The organism is Micromonospora sp. CNZ309 (assembly GCF_002846525.1).
This window is the reverse complement of record NZ_PJNG01000001.1, coordinates 491,707-510,590: the sequence shown is the minus strand read 5'-3', so window position 1 is coordinate 510,590 and position 18,884 is coordinate 491,707. Positions and strand designations below refer to the sequence as shown.

The following is an 18,884-nucleotide window of genomic DNA, read 5'->3' as shown; positions in this document are numbered from 1 at the left end:
GCTCGCGGACGATCACGGACGGCGGGTCCGGGGGTGCGCCGCCCGCGTCCAGGTCCAGGGGCCAGGGGGACCGCCCGCTGGTCGTAGCTGGCCGCGTCTATCAGAGGTCTACCGGTCACCAGCGCTCCGTCACGCCAGCAGGCAGCAGGTGCCGCAACCGAACCTCACCCAGACCAGCACTTGCGGGGATCGGGACGTGCTGGGCCAGCAAGATCAGCATTGCGTCATGCAGTTCGACAACCGCCTTCAGCACCAGGCGTGCATCCCGAAACGCACCCTTCCCCCGATGAGACAGGTTCGAACGGACTTGGTAGTAATAGCGCGCACCGCCGGTGAAATCCGGCCTCAACGCGAACTTGTCGGTGGGTTTTCTGCTGTCCACGACACTGTCGGGCTTGGCGCTCACGGTCTTGAGCGCGGCTTGAAACGCGAGGTCGTCGTCCAGTAGGCAGACCCGGGGCCAGGGATCCCGCGCTGGCCCGTAGCGGAGCGCCGTGTATCGTTCCACGACGCTCCACAGCAGGAGGTAGGACGCCTGGAGGCGGAAGAACTGACGCCAGAACTCGGGGCCATCCGGTTGCGCCTGCGCGTCCTGCGGCGCCGCTTCCAACACGAGCCGCCGGACCTCGGCCAGTCCTTCACCAAGCACTGGATCATAACTGGCCGACCATTCCGTTACTGGATCTCCAGAGACCCCGCGCTGCAGCTTCGCGCCGGCGAGAACGTTGGCCGCGACGCGCTGGCCATCTTCAGTCACGGCATCGGTCGTCTCCCACCTGTACTGGGTACCTGGCTCAAAGTCAGCCACGATGTTCCAGGCCTCGTCGACCTTGCCCGCACGAAAGAGAAGAAGGAATCCGCGGACACGCCCGGCAGCCGAGGAGTCCAACAACGGCAGTCCATCGCGCAGCTTGATCACACCGGCAACGGCGGCCTCAACGGACCGACTGTCGTCGACAAACGGCTCAATCAGACCGAAGGCCAGCTCTCCGGGCTTCAGCGAGCCGTAGACAAACAGCGGAAGGTCTCTGTCCTGTGGCGGCGCGAGTGATGGCATGAGCGATTGTCTCTCATGTAGCAGACGCGCCTGCCGGTGCCCAGGAGCCTCAGCTGGACTGGGTTGAACGCGCACATTGAGTCCGTCTGCATCGGTCATGGCGCCCAAGGAAGGACTACGCTAGCGCGCCGCAGCCGCACCCCGTCGCCTTCGTCGACTTCTCCCGCCGCGTCGTGCGTCATCGCACCTGCCGTGGAGATCAGAATTGAGCATCGGCTGTCCGACGCCCATGTCGAGAGCGTCAACACCAAGCTACGGCTGATCGCCCGCATCGTGGTTCGATTCCACAACCCGCACGCTGATCGGCCTGGCCATGCTCACTCTTGGCTGGCTGTGCCACCGCGCTCCAACCGGCTTCGACCGGCGTCCAGGCGGCGCTCGAGCACGCCGACGCCCACTCTGCCCTGGCGGGGCCGCTAACGCTACGCCGAACAGCACCGCACACCACACCATCGGCCCACGACAGCAGGGCTACCCGGGCAATACACTTGCGACTTTAAATTCGGCCTGAGGACGGCGGCGGCGAATGCCTCGGAAGAAGATGTGGGTTGAGTACGACGACGGATCGCATCTCTCCAAGTCGCAGAAGAAGCCCGGCGAGTACAGCCCCCTGACCCGTGAAGACGGCACCAACAAGCTCGGACACGTCACGCTGAGCGACATCGACGAGGACGACGAAGAAGATCCGCCGATGGCGTACGACTACACCATGGATTCGAGCGAGCCCGACAGACCGCCGGCACCGGCGGAGCCGTGGTTGTCGGAGCAGGCGATCGAAATGCTCGGAACCCTGCTCGTCCTCGGTGCCGCCGCCGCGGACAAAGCCAAACCGCACGTGACGAGATGGCTGGCCGAGCAGGCGGTGCCGGCCGTGAGGTCGACGTGGACTCGGTTTAGATCCCGCGAGCCCGGTCGGTCGGCCGCACGTGCCGAGCATGCCGCAGCAGCAGAGGCCGCACCCCCGCCCGAGACGCAGGAAGTGGTCGCCGCGCTCGAGGCGTACCGCGCCAGCATGAGCACCGATGAAGCACGGAACCGTTTCCTGGCGGCCCTCGTGACCCGGCTGTACAGCGAGGAGCAGCTTAGAATGCTCCGCGAAGCCCGAATCGAGGATGTCGATGGCCTCTTGAAACTAGACAGCATAGTGGAGCCGCTCACCGCCGAGCAGCTCCGGTCCGCCATCACGGCGCTGCTCGATGAGGATCCATCCCTAATCGGCGACGGCGCGCAGACTGAACTCGGGAAGATTCTCGGCATAAGCCACCCCGACGCCGCCCGCGTACCCCTGGCCGGCGAGCCGTCCGCCGAGCCGCTCCGAACCGGCCGCGGGTTGTAGCCGCGACGAGATGGTCGCCGCCGGCGTCAACGAGCACCCTGTGCCCCGCCGTACATCCTGCCGCCGTACGCGCGCCCGCTCATCGCCGCGCACCGCGCCTACCGCCTCGCCGAAGGCGCCTATGTTCCGTGTCGAAGTCGATCACAGCATTTCTTGATGGGCCACGCGCAGGATTGGCTCAGACTATGACCGTTGTGCTGGCTGGATCACCCAGCCGCCGCCAAAGACCAGCGGCGGGCCAGCGCCGTTGCTGCAAGGAAGGCAGTGAGGACTATCGCCGCCTCGGCCGCGATCGCCAGTGGGGTGAGCGGGTAGTTGAGCGACCAGGCGAATGTGGCCGCAGCGGCGATCGCGGCTGCGATAGCGGGTGGCAACAGCAGTGTCATCCGCGCCGCAGTGTGTCGGATGTGGGGCGCGTCTCGCAGGGCGATGCGTACGGCGAGGACGGCGCCGGCGACGACAACCGCTGCGACGCCGCCGTAGAAGACACCGGCGGCAAGCCACAACGGCACGCGCACGCTTCGCGGCAGGTCGAATGCCGCCACGAACGCCTGGTGCAGGCTAATGACCACGATGTAGCCGACGACGAGGGAGAGCATCGCGCCCGCGGTCGCAACGCCGAGCACCTGGCCGTACCGCGGCGGGGTGCGCTCCACGCCGGCTTCCTCGGCGATTCGCAGGGCGAACTCGGTAGGGTCAGCGCCGAGAAGCTCGGCGGGATCGAGCCCGTCGGCGGCTGCTGCCTCAAGCTCGGCGCGGAGGTCGGCCGCGAGAGTCACCCTGTCGCGACGGTGAATGCCGAGAGCGCGCCACTCGCGGTCTGCGGCGGCGAGGAGGTTGTCAACGACCGACGTCGACGTGCTCATGGTCGTCTCCTGGATTCGATGGATGGGCGGCGAGGGTTGCGTTCACGACGCTGGCGAACTGAACCCACTGCTCGCGCCAAGCACGCAGCCGATCGTGGCCGGTGTCGGTGAGCCGATAAACCTTGCGGGGTGGGCCGTTGGGACTGGGCTGCAACGCGTTGGCGATGAGCCCCAATCGGTGCAATCGGGTGATCAACGGGTAGACGGTGCCGTAGCTCACCGTTCCGAATCCGGCGGTGTCGAGTCGGCGGACGAGTTCGTAGCCGTGCGCCGGCTCGCCGGCAAGCAGCGCAAGCAGGCACATGTCCAGGCAGCCGCGCAGTAGCTGGGCCTGCCGCTCGGAGGCCACATCCGAGTCACCTGCTGCCGCTATCATGCGCCACATAATACGGTCGGTACTATGCGTCGTCTAGTAGGCCTTCGCTAGAAGCCGGTCATAGCCACTCGTTAATGGCGGCGAGAGGATGGTTGCCTCGTACCAGACGGCCAGCTTGTCGAAGCGGGTAGCCACGGCGCGGTTGCGCTTGAACCGGTTGATGCCGCATTCCACGGCGTGACGTTGTTGGTAGAGGTGGGGGTCGAAGGCTGGTGGTCGGCCGCCTTTGGATCCCTCGGCTCGCCGGTGGGCGTCCTGGTTCGTCTGCTCGGGATGGTCGCGGCGATCCCGCGCAGGCGCAGGTAGGCCCGGTTTACCCGTTCGAGGCGCTACCCTCGACGCATGGGCGCCACTTCGACCCGTTCCGCCCGGCGGTATCAAGCCCGGCCGGGCCGTTCCGCCGTGGTCGTAGACGATCTTGCCGCCCTGCACGGACCGACCAGCGGTGTCGTGGAGCTGCCACACCGGCTGCTCTGGCGGCCAGACCGCAGCGTCAACCTGGACCAGGAATGGGCGCGCAACGCCCTGTACGAGGTCGTGCTGACCGAAGCGGTGCGGGTTGATGAACTCTGCGCCTGGCTCGACGGTCCGACCCTGATCCGGGTATGGAACGACCTCTACCTGCCGCGGGGTGTGCGCCACGCATGGGAGGACCGGCATGCGGTGCTGCGCCAGATCTCGGCCGCAGCCTGATGCCTCACCCTGACCCAGAGCACGTCGAGGTCGCGCGGGTCGCGCTCTCCGTAGCCAAGCAGCACGGATTTGCCCTGGGCGGTGGACTGGCCTTGCTCCTGCACGGAGTCGTCGACCGGCCGACCGAGGACGTCGATGCCTTCACCGACCGCGCCGACGGAGTCGCCGCAGCGACCGAGGCCGTGGAGACGGCGTTGCTCGAAGCTGGTTTCCAGGTAACACGGGTCGCCGACGACAGCGAGCTGTCGGCAGTGATCTACGGCTTTGACGACCACATGACGGAATGGGAGATCCGACGGGGCAACAAGGTGGTCCGGCTGAGCCTGTCCTGTCAGGCGCGACTCCATGCTCCGGTGGTGATGGATGTCGGCCCGGTCATGGACCTGGCCGACCTGCTCGCCTGGAAAGTCACCGCACTCGTGGGACGAGCCCGCGAGCGTGACTACGTCGATGTGGCCGCAGTGCTCGACCAGTACACGCCGGCCCAACTGCTGGCCATGGCCCGCCGCGTTGACCCTGGACTTGAGGCAGAGGACGTTCCAGTGGTGGGTCGGCGCCTGGACAGGATGCCCGACGAGGCATTCGTGCCGTACCAGCTCACTCGCGCCGACGTGGTACAGCTACGGCGACGCTTCGCAGCCTGGCCCCGCTGATCGATCGGGCTCACCAAGGGGCAGGAGCTCATCGGCGCTGCCCCAGCGCTCTGGACCGTAACGACTCACACGGCTGACCGACGGCGCGCCGGCTCACACCGTGCGCGCCGTCGGTCCTTTTGTTTGTCGGCGCACCAGCCCGGTCGGTCTCCGGGATTCCCTGTCTCAGGCTCTGAGCCTGGCTAGCGGCAGGTCGGCTACTCGATGGCAAGCAGCTTGAGGATCGCCGGTACGGGCACGAGGTACCGCCGGCCGACGCGCAGAAGGCGTACCGGGAATTTGTTGGTTTTGGCCAGCTCGTAGGCCTTGGTGCGCCCGATTCCCAGGATCGCTCCGGCGGTCTCCACGTCGGTGGTGACGCCGAGCTCCCGCACCGCCTCGATCGTCCAGACCTGGTTTAGCGCCTGGCCCGGCTTGCGTCCGCCAGTTGTGGTCGTTGACATTGTCCGCCGCCCTCCCCTGAGGTCGTGAGCACGCCGATACCGGCGTCAGCCCTCACGATGCGATCATCCGGTTACTCGGCGCGTTGCCGAGTGAGAGCAACCGCCACGGGTAACGGCAACGGCCACAGCCGCTGGCTACCGTGCCGATGCCCGAGCTGGCGGTCGGACATCGGGCTCCCTCACCGGCAACCTCCGCAGCCAGAAGTACTGCGGTCGGGCGTGACCCAGCGTCTTCGGTCTAGCTATTCCGGGGCGACCAGGTCGCTGCGTCGCCGAGTACTGCCTCCATGAGCTCTGCGGCCTTCCGTTCGCTCTCCGGCAGTACGTGGGTGTAGACCTCCCGCGTCGTCCGGCTGTCAGCGTGACCGAGCCGCCGCTGCATCACGTGCTCGGGAACACCGGCGTCAGCGCCGGTGGTAGCGGAGGTGTGCCGAGCGTCGTGCAACGCGATCACGGGCACCCCAGCATCCCCGCACGCCTTCGCCCACTGGTCGGTGAAGTACTTCGGGTAGTACGGCTCCCCGTCCTCGCGGCAGAACAGGTAACCACCGTCGTGATACAGGACGCCAGCGTCTGCCTTCTCCAGGACCTGGCGCTCCCGGTGGGCACGCAGCTCCGCAATCAGGGCCGGCCCGAGCGCTACCGCCCGCTTACTCTTGCCCTTGGGCGCCTTCTCCACCACCCCGTTGCTGGTCGTGGTGCGTTGCCAGTGCAACAGCAGCACGCCCCGGTCGAGATCGACGCGCGGCCACTTGAGGCCGGCCAACTCCCCTCGCCTGGCACCGACGACGATCGCCAGCACCCACGCGGCACGGAGTCGGTGGTCGGCGTGGTACTTGAGGAACTTCGCCGACTGCGCCGGCGTCCAGACGCCCTTGCGCCCCATCGTCTCCCGCTCGACCTGCCGAGGTTGACGCACGCCCTCGACGTTGACCCCCAGGTCGCCCAACGCCTTCATCAGGATCCGGTGCACGATGCGGACGGTGGTCGCCGACAGCGGCCCACCGTTCTTGCCGCCGCTCTTCAGGAGCTTCTTGTAGAGGTCATGAAGGACACGCTTGTCGAGCGCGTAGAGCTGCCGCCCGCCGATGTGCGGGACCACGTAGCAGCGGATGACGTCCCGGTAGTTGCTTAGCGTCGTCTCCTGGACGTCCAGCTCGCGCTCGTTGAGCCAGCTCTCCAGCTCCGCAGCCATGCTGCCGTCGGCGCCGAGGTCCGCTCCGCCGTAGGCGACGCGCGCCTGTTCCTCCGCCTTCAGGGCAGCAGCCTGGTTGGGAAACCCTTGCCGCTTGTGCTGGCGGCGACGACCATCCGCGTCAGGCGGGAGGTCGATGATGAAGAACCAGCGGGTCTGGCCGTTGGCGAGGCGGTAGTTGTAGACAGCCACGGGGCTGCACCTCCGCAGTAACGGGATCGGGGGATGCAGCCCACGTTAAGCGATCTCCGTTACCGCCAGCGTTACCGCAAGATCACGCATGATCTTCTATATCCGCTGGTGAACACCAGTCGGGACGGCCGGATTCGAACCGACGACCCCTTGACCCCCAGTCAAGTGCGCTACCAAGCTGCGCCACGTCCCGATGCTCCCGCGCGAATCTCCCCGCGACAGCCGGTACAGCTTAGCGCAGGATCTTCGCGCCGTCCGCACTGCCCCCTCCTGTGCCGGAACGCGTCATCGCACCCACACCCGCTAAGGCGTCCTAGGAGGATAGGGAAGTTGGTGGGTAGCGAAAAGCCGGGTGGGGGCCCTCCCCACCCGGCTTCAGGTCGAGCGGGTCAGCCGTGCGCCTTACCCCGGCCACCGGGGCCGAGCTTCTTGCGGGGGCGTACGGAGATCTCGATCGGGCTGCCCTCGAAGCCGAACTCCTCGCGCAGCTTGCGCTCGACGAACCGCTGGTAGCCCGCGTCCAGCGGGGCGGTGGTGAACAGCACGAAGCGCGGCGGCGCCACGCCCGCCTGGGTGGCGAAGAGGATCTTCGGCGCCCGTCCGCCCCGCACCGGGTGCGGGGTGGCCTGCACCAGCGCGGTCAGCCACGCGTTGAGCTGCGCTGTCGGTACGCGGGTCTCCCAGCTCGCCAGGGCCTTGCGCAGCGCCGGGGCGAGCTTGTCGACCGCCCGGCCGGTCTGCGCCGACAGGTTGAGCCGGATCGCCCACGGGATGCGGCGCAGCTCGCGCTCGATCTCCTTGTCCAGGTAGTACCGGCGGTCGGCGTCGACCAGGTCCCACTTGTTGAAGGCGATCACCAGCGCCCGGCCGGCCTCGGTGACCATGGTCAGGATCCGCTGGTCCTGCTCGCTGATGGGCTCGCTGGAGTCCAGCAGCACCACGGCGACCTCGGCGGCCTCGATCGCCCCGGCGGTCCGCAGGCTGGCGTAGTACTCGGTGCCGCTGGCCTTGCCGACCCGCTTGCGCAGGCCCGCCGTGTCGACGAGCTGCCAGGTCTCCCCGCCGATCTCGACCAGGCTGTCGACCGGGTCGACGGTGGTGCCGGCGACCGAGTCGACGACCGCCCGCTCCTCGCCCGAGAAGCGGTTGAGCAGGCTGGACTTGCCGACGTTCGGCCGGCCGACGAGGGCCACCCGACGCGGGCCGCGCGGGCGGTTCTCGACGATCTTCGGCGCCTCCGGCAGCGCGCCCATGATGGCGTCGAGCAGTTCACCCGAACCGCGCCCGTGCAGCGCCGACACCGGGTACGGCTCACCGAGGCCCAGCGACCACAGCGAGGTCGCCTCCATCTCGATGGCGGTGTTGTCGGCCTTGTTCGCGACCAGGATCACCGGCTTGGCGCTGCGGCGCAGCATGCGTACGGCGGCCTCGTCCACGTCGGTCGAGCCGACCATCGCGTCGACCACGAACAGCACCACGTCGGCGGTGGCGACCGCCGTCTCGGCCTGCGCCGCGATCGCGGCCGCCCGGTCCTTGGCGTCGGGCTCCCAGCCGCCGGTGTCCACCACGGTGAACTGCCGGCCGGCCCACTGCGCGTCGTAGGGGACCCGGTCCCGGGTGACCCCGGGGACGTCCTCGACGACCGCCTGGCGGCGGCCGATGAGGCGGTTGACCAGGGTCGACTTGCCCACGTTGGGGCGGCCGACCACGGCCACCACCGGCTGCGGGCCGGTGGGCTCCTCGGTGTCGGCGTCCGGCTCCCGCAGCTCGATCCACCCGTCGGTGTCGGTCATGCCACTCCCCGATCGGTCAGCAGGTCACGCAGCCGCCCGACGACCTGGTCGATGCCCAGCTCGGTGGTGTCCAGCACCACGGCGTCGGCGGCCTGGGTCAGCGGGTCGGCCTTGCGGGTCGAGTCGAGCCGGTCCCGCCGGGCCAGGTCGGCCGCGGTCGCCGTCACGTCGGTGGCGTCCTCGGCGCTGCGCCGGGCGGCCCGGGCCGCCTCGGAGGCGGTCAGGTAGACCTTCAGGTCGGCGTCCGGCGCCACCACGGAGCCGATGTCGCGGCCCTCGACCACGATCCGGCCGGCGTTGGCGATCATCTCGCGCTGCCGGTTGACCAGCAGGGCGCGCACCGCCGGCACGGCGGCCACCGCGGAGACCGCCCCGGTCACCTCCGGGCCTCGGATCTGTGCGTCGACGTTCACGCCGTCGGCGGTCACGCCGTACCCCTGCGGGTCGGTGCCGATGCGCAGGTCGACCTCGCCGGCGACCTTGGCCACCGACTCGGCGTCGGCCAGGTCGACCCCGGAGCGCAGCACCGCCCAGGTGATGGCGCGGTACATGGCGCCGGTGTCGAGATAGCGGGCACCGATGCCGACGGCGAGCCGCCGCGAGACGGTGGACTTACCCGAACCGGACGGCCCGTCCACAGCGACCACGCATCGCCCGGCCCGTTCGTTTTCCTCCACCGTCGTCCTCCTCAGCCCGTACCTCACGAAACACCGGATGTGTCGCGAGCGGTTGTCCAAACGTTCTCAATGATGCCCGGCGCCGCGGCCGCCCGGTGGGCGCCGCCGGCACCGGGCCGCCAGGGAGCCTACCGGCAGCCGTACCCCGAACCCGGGGGTCAGTCACCCACGGCCTTGAACAGGACGGCGACCTCCGCGTTGGTCAGCCGCCGCGTCCGCCCCGCGCGCAGGTCGCCCAGCCTGATCGGCCCGATCGCGGTACGCACCAGCCGGCTCACCGGGTGGCCCACCTCGCCGAGCAGCCGGCGGACGATGTGCTTGCGCCCCTCGTGCAGGCTCAGCTCGACCTGGGCGCTGCGTCCCAGCGTGTCCACCACCCGGAAGGAGTCGACCTTCGCCGGCCCGTCCTCCAGCTCCACGCCGGCCATCAGCTTCTTGCCGAGGTTGCGCGGGATCGGTCCGGACACCTCGCACAGGTACGTCTTCTGCACCCCGTACGACGGGTGCATCAGCTTGTGCGCGAGGGTGCCGTCGTTGGTGAGCAGCAGCAGTCCCTCGCTGTCGGCGTCGAGGCGCCCCACGTGGTAGACCCGCTGCTCCACCCGGTTGCCGAGGAAGTCGGCGAGCGCGGTACGCCCCTTCTCGTCGGCCATGGTCGAGACGACCCCGCGGGGCTTGTTCATGGCCAAATAGACCAGTCGGGTGTCGGCGACGAGGCGCTCGCCGTCGACGTGGATCACGGCGGTGGCGGGGTCGACCTTGTCGCCGAGCTGGGCGACCCGGCCGTCGACGGTGACCCGGCGGCGGAAGATCAGGTCCTCGCAGGCGCGCCGGGAGCCGACGCCGGCAGCGGCCAGCACCTTCTGCAGGCGCTCGGCCCCCTCGAAGACGGGCGCGTCGGGGCGGGGCGTGCGGTCATCGCGTGGCATCGGCAAGCTCTTCTACGTCGTCGGGAAGGAACGGGGCCAGCGGCGGGAGGTCGTCGACGCTGTTCAGCCCGAGCTTCTCCAGGAACATCGTGGTGGTCCGGTAGAGGAACGCCCCGCTGTCCGGTTCGGTGCCGCACTCCTCGACCAACCCGCGGGAGACCAGGGTACGGATCACCCCGTCGCAGTTGACACCCCGGATGGCGGAGATCCGCGAGCGGGTGACGGGCTGCTTGTACGCGATCACGGCCAGTGTCTCCAGCGCGGCCTGGGTCAGCCGCACGGACTGCCCGTCCAGTACGAACCGTTCCACGTAGGTGGCGTATTCCGGCCGGGTGTAGAGACGCCAGCCACCTGCGGCCCGGCGCAGCTCGAAGCCGTGCCCGGCGGCCGTGTAGCCGGCGGCGATCTCGTCCAGCATCGGCCCGATCCGCTCGGCGGGCTGCTCCAGCACCTGGGCGAGGATCAGCTCGCTGACCGGCTCGTCCACCACCAGCAGGATCGCCTCCAGGGCCCCGCGCAGCTCCGTGTCGTCGAGTTCCGGGGGCGGCTCGGGCGCCGGCGCCCCCCGCCGCCGCCCCGCCGAGCCCTTCGCCGATGAGCCCCGACCGCCCTTGCCCTCCCCGCCCCCCGTCTCCCCGACCCCGGGGCCCTCCCCCGACTCGCGGCCCTCCCCCGACTCGCCCGTCTCTCCGGACCCGCCGGCCTCCCCCGACCCGCCGGCCTCCACAGGCGCGTCCGGTGCGGCGGACTCCGCCGCCCCCTCAATATCTCCGGAGATCTTGGTAGGTTCAGGCCCCTCTGGGGGCGCGGAGTTACCAAGATCTTCGGTTTCGGGAGCTGCGGAGGGGGCCGTGGGGCGCTGCCAGGGCGGCACCCAGGCGGCGGCCTGGTCGGCCAGGGAGTCCCGACGCTCGTCGCTGCTCATCCCGCTCGCTCCTCCGTCGTCGCCGTCCCGTTCCCGTCCGCCGCCACAACGGGCACCGACCCGCTGCCCTCCGCCGCCACACCCGGCGCCGACCCGCTGCCCTCCGCCGAGCCGGTGTGCGCCGCAGCCGATCCGGTGTCGTCCGTCACCACGTCTGCCACCGTGGCTGAGCCGGTCTCGTCCGCCACGCCGTCCGGCACCGGCCGCCGCTCGGCCGCCGCCGGCAGCGGGCCGGAGCCCGCCGGCTCGGGCACCGTCGGGGCCGGCTCGGCCGGGGTGCCCGCGTACTCGTCGACGTGCAGGTCGGGGCCGCCCTCGGCGGGGCCGGTCCAGCGTACGGTCAGCTCCTCCAGCGCCTGCTCCTGGACGAACGCGACCAGGCCCTCCCGGTAGAGCTCCAGCAGAGCCAGGAAGCGGGCCACCACCTCCAGGGTGGCCTCGCAGTCGGCGCAGAGCAGCGAGAAGGTGGCCGTGCCCGCCCGGCGCAGCCGCTCGGCGAGGATGCCCGCGTGCTCGCGGACGCTGACCCGCACCATGTGCACGTGGGCGACGGACACCTCCGGCACCGGCTTCGGCGTCATCGCCCTGACCGCCAGCTTCAGCAGCCGCTGCGGGCCGATGCCGAGGACCAGGTCGGGCAGCGCCTCGGCGTAGCGGGGCTCCAGGGTCACCGCGCGGGGGTAGCGCCGGCCGCCGACCTCCTCCAGCGCGGCGATGTGCGCCGCCGCCTCCTTGTACGCCTTGTACTGCAACAGCCGGGCGAAGAGCAGGTCCCGCGCCTCCAGCAGCGCGAGGTCCTCCTCGTCCTCGACCTCGGCGGCGGGCAGCAGCCGGGCCGCCTTCAGGTCGAGCAGCGTCGCGGCGATGAGCAGGAACTCGCTGGCCTCGTCCAGGTCCCACTGGTCGCCCATCGCGCGGATGTAGGCGATGAACTCGTCGGTGACCCGGTGCAGGGCCACCTCGGTCACGTCGAGCTTGTGCTTGCCGATCAGTTGGAGCAGCAGGTCGAACGGGCCGGTGAAGTTCGCCAGCCGGACGGTGAACCCGCCGCTCTCCGTCGCCGTTTCGGGCACGCCGGCCGGGTCCGTCGGCACCTCGGCGAGGGCCTCGGCGGCCCGTACGGGGGGCTGCTCCGGCGTCGTCGGAGGGTCGAGGGGCGGCGCGGTCACCGGAAGACCGTAGTCCACGCCCCGGACGACCCGGCGCGAAGGTGCATCCCGGCCTACCGCTCGGCCTGGGCGGCGATCACCTCGCGGGCCAGCTGGCGGTAGTTGCGGGCACCGGACGAGGCCGGGTCGAGCGTGGTGATCGGGGCACCGGCGACGGTGGACTCGGGGAACTTGACGGTCTTGGTGATCACCGTCTGGTAGACCTTGTCGCCGAACGCCTCCACCACCCGCTGGAGCACCTGGCGGCAGTGGGTGGTGCGGCTGTCGTACATGGTCGCGAGGATGCCCTCGAGTTCCAGGTCGAAGTTGAGCCGCTCGCGCACCTTGTCGATGGTGTCCAGCAGCAGCGCCACGCCACGCAGGCTGAAGAATTCGCACTCCAGCGGGATGAGCACGCCGTGCGCCACGGTCAGCGCGTTGATCGCCAGCAGGCCCAGCGAGGGCTGGCAGTCGATCAGGATGTAGTCGTACTCCTTGCGGATCGTGCGCAGCACCCGGGCCAGGGCCATCTCCCGGGCGACCTCGTTGACGAGCTGGATCTCGGCCGCGGAGAGGTCGATGTTGGCCGGCAGCAGGTGCAGCCCCGCCACGTCGGTCTTGATCAGGACGTCCTCGGCGGTGACGTCGTCCTGCATGAGCAGGTTGTAGACCGACAGGTCGAGGTTGTGCGGGTTGACCCCCAGCCCGACCGAGAGGGCGCCCTGCGGGTCGAAGTCGACGAGCAGCACCTTGCGGCCGTACTCGGCCAGCGCGGCGCCCAGGTTGATGGTCGTGGTGGTCTTGCCCACGCCACCCTTCTGGTTGGCCATCGCGATGATCCGGGCCGGGCCGTGCCGGTCGGTCGGCATCGGCTCGGGAATGGGCTTGCGCATCGTGTACGCCGCCGGATCCGCCGGACCCAGATCCGCCCCGAGCGTGGCCTGCTGCTCGCGGAGCTCCGACGTCCAGGTCTCGGCACGGTCACCGTTGCCAGCCATGTGCTCGTTGCCCCCTCCCGACGACCACCCGGCGTCGGAGCCGTCCGACGTCCTTCGCGGCGCCGCTGCGCACCCCGGTCTGCATCACCATCGCCCCAGGAGGTCCGCGCCGATGCCGACTGTACGCCACCGCCCGGCGGGCCGGTCGCACCCGCTCGGCGTGTCGCCGCCCCGCCGACCAGGCCAGCCACCGGCGACGTCCTCCGCGCACCGCCCCGTACACCGTCGCGCCACCCGTGCCGGCCGGCGGCGGCCACCCCTGGCGGGCCGCCCGGCGGTCGGTCCCGCGCCAGGGCCGGGGCCGGGCGGGGTCAACCCCGCGCCCGAGGGTGGGCGGTGGCGTACACCTCGCGCAGCCGCTCGACGGTGACCAGGGTGTAGACCTGGGTGGTGGTGACCGAGGCGTGACCGAGCAGTTCCTGCACCACCCGCACGTCCGCGCCACCGTCGAGCAGATGGGTGGCGTAGGAGTGGCGCAGGGTGTGCGGGGAGACCGCCTCCGCGCCGTCCACCGGCAGCCCGGCCCGCTCGGCGGCGCGGCGCAGGATGGTCCAGGCGCCCTGCCGGGTCAGCGCGCCACCGCGGGCGTTGAGGAAGACCGCCGGGGTGCCCCGGCCCGCGGCGGCCAGAGCGGGCCGGGCCCGCACCAGCCAGGCGCGCACCGCCTCGACCGCGTACCCGCCGATCGGGACGAGCCGGGTGCGGCCGCCCTTGCCGCGCAGCAGCACGGTGCCCTCGTCGACGTCCAGGTCGTCCACGGCGGCGCCGACCGCCTCGGAGATCCGCGCCCCGGTGCCGTACAGGAACTCCAGCAGGGCCCGGTCGCGCAGCGCGAGCGGCGCACCGTCCCCGGCGGCGGTCACCGGGCCGGCGGTCTCCAGCAGCCGCACCACGGCGTCGACCGGCAGCGCGCGGGGCAGCCGGCGCGGCGGCGTGGGCGGGCGGACGTCCCGGCTCGGGTCGGCGCCGGCCAGCCCCTCGCGCAGCGCGAACCGGTGCAGTCCCCGCACGGCGCTGGCGGCCCGCGCGGCGGAGGAGACCGCGAGGGGTGGGTGCTCGTCGTCGCCGGCGCGCAGCCGGGCCAGGTGGGCCTCGACCTGCCCCGCGCCGACGGCGGCCAGGTCCGGCACGCCGGCCGCCGCCAGGGTGCCCAGGTAGCGCTCCAGGTCGCGCCGGTACGACGAGAGGGTGTTCGCCGACAGTCCCCGCTCGACGGTGAGGTGGTCGAGGTAGCCGCGCACGGCACGGCGCAGGGCCGGCGCTGGCTGCACGTCCGCGCCGGCCCCGTCCGCTGTGCCGGTCAGTCCGCCACCCCTCAGGCCAGCGCGTCGGCCAACGCGAGGCTCGGCATGCCGTGCGCCTCGGCGACCGGGCCGTAGGTGACCTGGCCGTCGTGGGTGTTCAGGCCCAGCGCCAGCGCCGGGTCGCGGCGCAGCGCCTCGCGCCAGCCGTGGTTGGCCAGCTCCAGGGCGTACGGCAGGGTGACGTTGGTCAGCGCATAGGTGCTGGTGTGCGGCACCGCGCCCGGCATGTTCGCCACGCAGTAGAAGATCGAGTCGTGCACCTGGTAGGTCGGCTCGGCGTGCGTGGTGGGACGCGAGTCCTCGAAGCAGCCGCCCTGGTCGATGGAGATGTCGACCAGCACGCTGCCCGGCTTCATCCGGGAGACCAGCTCGTTGGAGATGAGGGTCGGGGCCTTCGCGCCGGGCACCAGCACCGCGCCGATGACCAGGTCCGCGTCCAGCACGGCCCGCTCGATCTCGTACGCGTTGGAGGCCACCGTCTGGAGGTGGCCCCGGTAGATGGCGTCGGCCTGGCGCAGCCGCGCGACGTTCTTGTCCAGCAGCAGCACCTCGGCCTGGAGGCCCAGCGCGATCGCGGCGGCGTTCATGCCGGAGACGCCGGCGCCGATGACCACGGTCTTCGCTGCGTAGACGCCGGAGACGCCGCCCATCAGGATGCCGCGCCCGCCGCCCTGCCGCTGCAGGTGGTAGGCGCCCACCTGCGGGGCGAGCCGGCCGGCCACCTCGGACATCGGGGCGAGCAGCGGCAGCGACCGGTCGGGCAGCTCGACGGTCTCGTACGCGATGCCGGTGACCTTGCGGTCGACGAGCGCGTCGGTGCACGCCTTCGAGGCGGCCAGGTGCAGGTAGGTGAAGAGCACCTGCCCCTCGCGCATCCGGTGGTACTCCTCGGCGATGGGCTCCTTGACCTTGAGCACCAGCTCGGCGGTCTCCCACACCTCGTCGGCGGTGGCCAGGATCTTGGCCCCGGCGGCGGCGAACTCGTCGTCGCCGATGCTGGAGCCGACGCCGGCGCCGGACTCGACGAAGACCTGGTGGCCGCTGCGGACGAACTCGTTCACGCCCGCCGGCGTGATCGCCACGCGGTACTCGTGGTTCTTGACCTCGCGGGGGATTCCGACCTTCACGATGCAGACACCTCTCTTCGGGGCTGCGCTCCCCCGACTGCGCGGTGCCGCGGCGGCCCCTTTGCCGCCGCGGTCCACCGGTCCCGCCGGCGGCAGTCTAGGCGCGTCGGCGCCGCCGCCGAGGCAGCACAGTGACATCCGGTGCCGGCACACGCTGACGATGTGTCAGGCGTGCACGCGGCCGGCGGTGGGACCCGCACCTCAGCCGTCAGGACAGTGTTCATCCATTATCGTCCCACTCTTCGGGTGCCGCTGCGGACAGGAGACCAGTGGATCACTAGGGTGTCGCCTCATGACCACACCTCCTTACCAGCCCGGCTACCCCAACCAGCCCGGGTACCCGTCGGGTGTCTCCGACAAGAGCAAGGTCGTCGCGGGCGTCCTGCAGATCGTGCTCGGCGGCTTCGGCGTCGGCCGGTTCTACATGGGCGACACCAAGACCGGCGTCATCCAGCTCATCGTGACGCTGGTGACGTGCGGCCTCGGCAGTCTCTGGGGCCTCGTCGACGGCATCCTGATCCTGATCAACGGTGGCGTCGACGGGCAGGGCCGGCCGCTGCGCGACTGACCGACCCGGAACGACGAAAGGGGCCGTGCGGCGTACCGCACGGCCCCTTCACGTTCTCCGCCCCCGGCTCAGCCCGGCAGGGGCGCGTCGGCCCGGCGCAGCGCCGACCAGCCGGTGTCGCGGGCCCGGGCGGCGGCGAGCAGCCCGGCCACGCAGGAGGCGTTGGTGATCTCGCCCGCGAGGACCATGCCGACGGCCTCGTCCAGGTCGACGCGGACGACCTGGAGGTCGGCCTCCTCGTCGCGGCGCTCGTGCCGCTGCGGCGCCGGCACGTCGGCCAGGTCCCGGGCCAGGAAGACCCGGACCAGCTCGTTGGTGAAGCCCGGCGAGCTGTGCAGGTCCACGAGGACGTCGATCCGCCCGGCGGTCAGGTCCACCTCCTCGGCCAGCTCCCGGACCGCGGCGGCGGCCAGGTCCTCGCCGGAGACGTCGGTCAGCCCGGCGGGCAGCTCCCACAGGTGCCGCCCGACCGGGTGCCGGTACTGGCGGATCAGCACCACCTGACCGGCCGCGTCGAGCGCCACCACGGCGACCGCGCCGACGTGCCGGACGAAGTCGCGCACGCCCGTCCCGCCGCCGGGCATGGCCACCTCCTCGCTGACCACGTCGAAGATCCGGCCCCGGTAGCGCTCGGTGCGCGAGCGCACCTCGTAGCGGTGCCCGACGGCGCTCGGGTCGCCGTCGGACCCGACGGTGCGCCCGCTCACGAGGCCGACGTCGCCTTCGCGGCGGCGCCCCCGTTGCGGGCGGCGTTGGTCGCCGCCGCGTCCGGGTTCGTCGCGCTCTCGGCCGCGTCGAGGTCGACCGGGAGCTGGTCGGCCTCCGAGTAGGCCACCGCCGCCTTGACGAAGGAGGCGAACAGCGGGTGCGGGCGGGTCGGCCGGCTCTTAAGCTCCGGGTGCGCCTGGGTGGCGACGAAGAACGGGTGCAGGCTCCGGTCCAGCTCGATGAACTCGACGAGCCGCCCGTCGGGCGAGGTGCCGGAGACGTGCAGGCCGGCCTTGGTCAGCGCGTCGCGGTAGGCGTTGTTCACCTCGTAGCGGTGCCGGTGCCGCTCGCTGACCTCGGTGCTGCCGTACGCCTCCGCGACGAGCGAGCCCTCGGCGAGCGCCGCCGGGTACGCGCCCAGCCGCATGGTGCCGCCCAGGTCGCCCCTGCCGGCGACGATGTCCTCCTGGTCGGCCATCGTGGCGATGACCGGGTGCGCCGCCTCCTCGTCGAACTCCAGCGAGTTGGCGCCCTCCAGGCCCGCCAGGTGCCGGGCCACCTCGATGGTCATGCACTGCAGACCGAGGCAGAGGCCGAGCAGCGGGATGCCGTTCTCCCGGGCGTAGCGGGCGGTGCCGATCTTGCCCTCGATGCCGCGTACGCCGAAGCCGCCCGGGATGACGATGCCGTCCACACCGGCCAGGGCGGCCGCGGCGCCGGACGGGGTGACGCACTCGTCGCTGGGCACCCAGCGCAGCTGCACCCGGGCCCGGTGGCCGAAGCCGGCGGCCCGGATCGCCTCGCTGACCGACAGGTACGCGTCGGGCAGGTCGACGTACTTGCCGACCACGGCGACGGTGACGGTGTGCCGGGGCTGGTGCACCCGGTCCAGCAGGTCGTCCCAGCTGGCCCAGTCGACGTCGCGGAAGGAGAGGCCGAGCCGGCGCACCACGTACGCGTCGAGACCCTCGCGGTGCAGCACCTTGGGGATGTCGTAGATGCTCGGCGCGTCCGGGGCGGCGGTGACGGCCTCGCGGTCGACGTCGCAGTAGAGCGACAGCTTCTGCTTGACCTTGTCGGGAATCTCCCGGTCGCAGCGCAGCACCAGCGCGTCGGGCTGGATGCCGATGCTGCGCAGCTGGGCCACCGAGTGCTGGGTCGGCTTCGTCTTCAGCTCGCCCGACGGCGCCAGGTAGGGCACCAGGGAGACGTGCAGGTAGAAGCAGTTGTCCCGGCCCAGGTCGTGGCGGACCTGGCGGATCGCCTCCAGGAACGGCAGCGACTCGATGTCGCCGACGGTGCCGCCGACCTCGGTGATCACCACGTCCGGCACCTGGCCGTCGTCGTCGGGGTCGGCCATGGCCAGGATCCGCGACTTGATCTCGTTGGTGATGTGCGGGATGACCTGGACGGTGTCGCCCAGGTACTCGCCGCGCCGCTCCTTGGCGATCACCTCGGAGTAGATCTGGCCGGTGGTGACGTTCGCCTTGCCGGACAGCGCCCGGTCCAGGAACCGCTCGTAGTGCCCGACGTCGAGGTCGGTCTCGGCGCCGTCCTCGGTGACGAAGACCTCGCCGTGCTGGAACGGGTTCATCGTCCCCGGGTCGACGTTGAGGTAGGGGTCGAGCTTCTGCATGACCACGCGCAGGCCGCGCGCGGTGAGCAGGTTGCCGAGGCTGGAGGCGGTGAGGCCCTTACCCAGCGAGGAGGCGACTCCCCCGGTGACGAAAATGTGCCTGGTCGTCCGTGCTGATGGGGCCAAGGCCTGCTCCCGTGTCGTCCGTCGCGGTCGTGCAGACCGCCGTGCCGATCAGCCAAGTGATCACGCGATCCACGGGATTCCACGGTAACACCTCTCCCGGCCCGCCCGCCGGGCGCACCCGCAGCGGGCCGTGG

Annotated in this window: 19 protein-coding genes, 1 tRNA gene and 1 pseudogene; 4 read left to right on the top strand and 17 right to left on the bottom strand. The window is 71.0% G+C overall.

The features are described from left to right. Positions 1-115 precede the first annotated feature (115 nt). Positions 116-1,057, bottom strand: a complete 942-nt coding sequence (locus CLT72_RS02350) for a hypothetical protein (RefSeq protein WP_101409307.1) — start codon at positions 1,055-1,057, stop codon at positions 116-118. 526 nt (positions 1,058-1,583) lie between these two features. Here CLT72_RS02350 and CLT72_RS02345 point away from each other — a divergent pair. Then, positions 1,584-2,393: a hypothetical protein gene (locus CLT72_RS02345; RefSeq protein WP_144082156.1), complete on the top strand. Its 810-nt coding sequence runs from the start codon at positions 1,584-1,586 to the stop codon at positions 2,391-2,393. A gap of 206 nt (positions 2,394-2,599) precedes the next feature. Here CLT72_RS02345 and CLT72_RS02340 read toward each other — a convergent pair whose 3' ends face one another. The 3 genes and pseudogenes from CLT72_RS02340 to CLT72_RS02330 form a co-directional block, all read right to left on the bottom strand. Continuing rightward, the gene (locus CLT72_RS02340; RefSeq protein ID WP_101409305.1) at positions 2,600-3,259 is read right to left on the bottom strand and encodes a hypothetical protein; all 660 of its coding nucleotides are present in this window, start codon (positions 3,257-3,259) and stop codon (positions 2,600-2,602) included. Beyond that, positions 3,234-3,635 carry a PadR family transcriptional regulator gene (locus CLT72_RS02335; protein WP_101414889.1) on the bottom strand — a complete coding sequence of 134 codons (402 nt, stop codon included), beginning with the start codon at positions 3,633-3,635 and terminating at the stop codon, positions 3,234-3,236. Before CLT72_RS02335 ends, CLT72_RS02340 begins: the two co-directional genes overlap by 26 nt. A 58-nt stretch (positions 3,636-3,693) precedes the next feature. Further along, a pseudogene (locus CLT72_RS02330) lies at positions 3,694-3,955 on the bottom strand (IS5 family transposase); the annotation flags it as partial. A gap of 22 nt (positions 3,956-3,977) precedes the next feature. Between CLT72_RS02330 and CLT72_RS02325 the strand changes: the two are divergent. After that, positions 3,978-4,328, top strand: a complete 351-nt coding sequence (locus tag CLT72_RS02325) for a hypothetical protein (protein ID WP_101409304.1) — start codon at positions 3,978-3,980, stop codon at positions 4,326-4,328. Continuing rightward, entirely contained in the window at positions 4,328-4,981 is a 654-nt protein-coding gene (locus tag CLT72_RS02320) for a nucleotidyl transferase AbiEii/AbiGii toxin family protein (RefSeq protein WP_101409303.1), read from the top strand. The genes CLT72_RS02325 and CLT72_RS02320 overlap by 1 nt, the downstream gene beginning before the upstream one ends. Before the next feature lie 197 nt (positions 4,982-5,178). Here CLT72_RS02320 and CLT72_RS02315 read toward each other — a convergent pair whose 3' ends face one another. The 11 genes from CLT72_RS02315 to ald all read right to left on the bottom strand — a co-directional run bounded on the left by CLT72_RS02315 (position 5,179) and on the right by ald (position 15,712). Continuing rightward, complete coding sequence (locus tag CLT72_RS02315; protein WP_101409302.1) at positions 5,179-5,424, bottom strand: helix-turn-helix domain-containing protein; 246 nt, start codon at positions 5,422-5,424, stop codon at positions 5,179-5,181. Positions 5,425-5,662: 238 nt separating this feature from the next. Next, positions 5,663-6,811: a site-specific integrase gene (locus CLT72_RS02310; protein WP_101409301.1), complete on the bottom strand. Its 1,149-nt coding sequence runs from the start codon at positions 6,809-6,811 to the stop codon at positions 5,663-5,665. Positions 6,812-6,930: 119 nt separating this feature from the next. Further along, positions 6,931-7,004, bottom strand: a tRNA-Pro gene (locus CLT72_RS02305). Between the two features lie 196 nt (positions 7,005-7,200). Then, positions 7,201-8,604 carry a ribosome biogenesis GTPase Der gene (gene der, locus CLT72_RS02300; protein ID WP_101409300.1) on the bottom strand — a complete coding sequence of 468 codons (1,404 nt, stop codon included), beginning with the start codon at positions 8,602-8,604 and terminating at the stop codon, positions 7,201-7,203. Continuing rightward, positions 8,601-9,281 carry a (d)CMP kinase gene (gene cmk, locus CLT72_RS02295; protein ID WP_101409299.1) on the bottom strand — a complete coding sequence of 227 codons (681 nt, stop codon included), beginning with the start codon at positions 9,279-9,281 and terminating at the stop codon, positions 8,601-8,603. The genes der and cmk overlap by 4 nt, the downstream gene beginning before the upstream one ends. 158 nt (positions 9,282-9,439) lie before the next feature. After that, entirely contained in the window at positions 9,440-10,210 is a 771-nt protein-coding gene (locus tag CLT72_RS02290) for a pseudouridine synthase (protein ID WP_101409298.1), read from the bottom strand. Further along, complete coding sequence (gene scpB, locus CLT72_RS02285) at positions 10,197-11,135, bottom strand: SMC-Scp complex subunit ScpB (protein WP_101409297.1); 939 nt, start codon at positions 11,133-11,135, stop codon at positions 10,197-10,199. Before scpB ends, CLT72_RS02290 begins: the two co-directional genes overlap by 14 nt. Then, positions 11,132-12,304 (bottom strand): segregation and condensation protein A, encoded by a 1,173-nt coding sequence (locus tag CLT72_RS02280; RefSeq protein WP_350821609.1) that lies wholly within the window; start codon positions 12,302-12,304, stop codon positions 11,132-11,134. The genes scpB and CLT72_RS02280 overlap by 4 nt, the downstream gene beginning before the upstream one ends. 53 nt (positions 12,305-12,357) lie before the next feature. Next, positions 12,358-13,281, bottom strand: coding sequence for a ParA family protein (locus tag CLT72_RS02275; protein WP_089000898.1), 924 nt, complete (start codon positions 13,279-13,281; stop codon positions 12,358-12,360). A gap of 311 nt (positions 13,282-13,592) precedes the next feature. Further along, a complete protein-coding gene (locus CLT72_RS02265; protein WP_101414888.1) occupies positions 13,593-14,585 on the bottom strand; it encodes a site-specific tyrosine recombinase XerD in 993 nt (330 codons plus the stop codon). Positions 14,586-14,596: 11 nt separating this feature from the next. Continuing rightward, positions 14,597-15,712, bottom strand: coding sequence for an alanine dehydrogenase (gene ald / locus CLT72_RS02260; protein WP_101409295.1), 1,116 nt, complete (start codon positions 15,710-15,712; stop codon positions 14,597-14,599). A 160-nt stretch (positions 15,713-15,872) separates the two neighbouring features. Between ald and CLT72_RS02255 the strand changes: the two genes are divergently transcribed. Then, a complete protein-coding gene (locus CLT72_RS02255; RefSeq protein ID WP_374208845.1) occupies positions 15,873-16,280 on the top strand; it encodes a TM2 domain-containing protein in 408 nt (135 codons plus the stop codon). 68 nt (positions 16,281-16,348) lie between these two features. Here CLT72_RS02255 and CLT72_RS02250 read toward each other — a convergent pair whose 3' ends face one another. Together CLT72_RS02250 and pyrG are read right to left on the bottom strand one after the other, a co-directional pair. Beyond that, positions 16,349-16,987, bottom strand: a complete 639-nt coding sequence (locus CLT72_RS02250; RefSeq protein WP_101409293.1) for an NUDIX hydrolase — start codon at positions 16,985-16,987, stop codon at positions 16,349-16,351. Next, positions 16,984-18,750 (bottom strand): CTP synthase, encoded by a 1,767-nt coding sequence (pyrG, locus tag CLT72_RS02245; protein WP_101409292.1) that lies wholly within the window; start codon positions 18,748-18,750, stop codon positions 16,984-16,986. The genes CLT72_RS02250 and pyrG overlap by 4 nt, the downstream gene beginning before the upstream one ends. Positions 18,751-18,884 lie beyond the last annotated feature (134 nt).

Coding starts and splice junctions, on each gene's coding strand:
- CLT72_RS02345 (WP_144082156.1), top strand. CDS start 1,584: ATGCCTCGGAAGAAGATGTGGGTTGAGTACGACGACGGATCGCATCTC.
- CLT72_RS02325 (WP_101409304.1), top strand. CDS start 3,978: ATGGGCGCCACTTCGACCCGTTCCGCCCGGCGGTATCAAGCCCGGCCG.
- scpB (WP_101409297.1), bottom strand. CDS start 11,135: ATGAGCAGCGACGAGCGTCGGGACTCCCTGGCCGACCAGGCCGCCGCC.
- CLT72_RS02320 (WP_101409303.1), top strand. CDS start 4,328: ATGCCTCACCCTGACCCAGAGCACGTCGAGGTCGCGCGGGTCGCGCTC.
- CLT72_RS02340 (WP_101409305.1), bottom strand. CDS start 3,259: ATGAGCACGTCGACGTCGGTCGTTGACAACCTCCTCGCCGCCGCAGAC.
- CLT72_RS02255 (WP_374208845.1), top strand. CDS start 15,873: ATGTGTCAGGCGTGCACGCGGCCGGCGGTGGGACCCGCACCTCAGCCG.
- der (WP_101409300.1), bottom strand. CDS start 8,604: ATGACCGACACCGACGGGTGGATCGAGCTGCGGGAGCCGGACGCCGAC.
- CLT72_RS02335 (WP_101414889.1), bottom strand. CDS start 3,635: ATGATAGCGGCAGCAGGTGACTCGGATGTGGCCTCCGAGCGGCAGGCC.
- CLT72_RS02290 (WP_101409298.1), bottom strand. CDS start 10,210: ATGCCACGCGATGACCGCACGCCCCGCCCCGACGCGCCCGTCTTCGAG.
- CLT72_RS02315 (WP_101409302.1), bottom strand. CDS start 5,424: ATGTCAACGACCACAACTGGCGGACGCAAGCCGGGCCAGGCGCTAAAC.
- CLT72_RS02350 (WP_101409307.1), bottom strand. CDS start 1,057: ATGCCATCACTCGCGCCGCCACAGGACAGAGACCTTCCGCTGTTTGTC.
- CLT72_RS02275 (WP_089000898.1), bottom strand. CDS start 13,281: ATGGCTGGCAACGGTGACCGTGCCGAGACCTGGACGTCGGAGCTCCGC.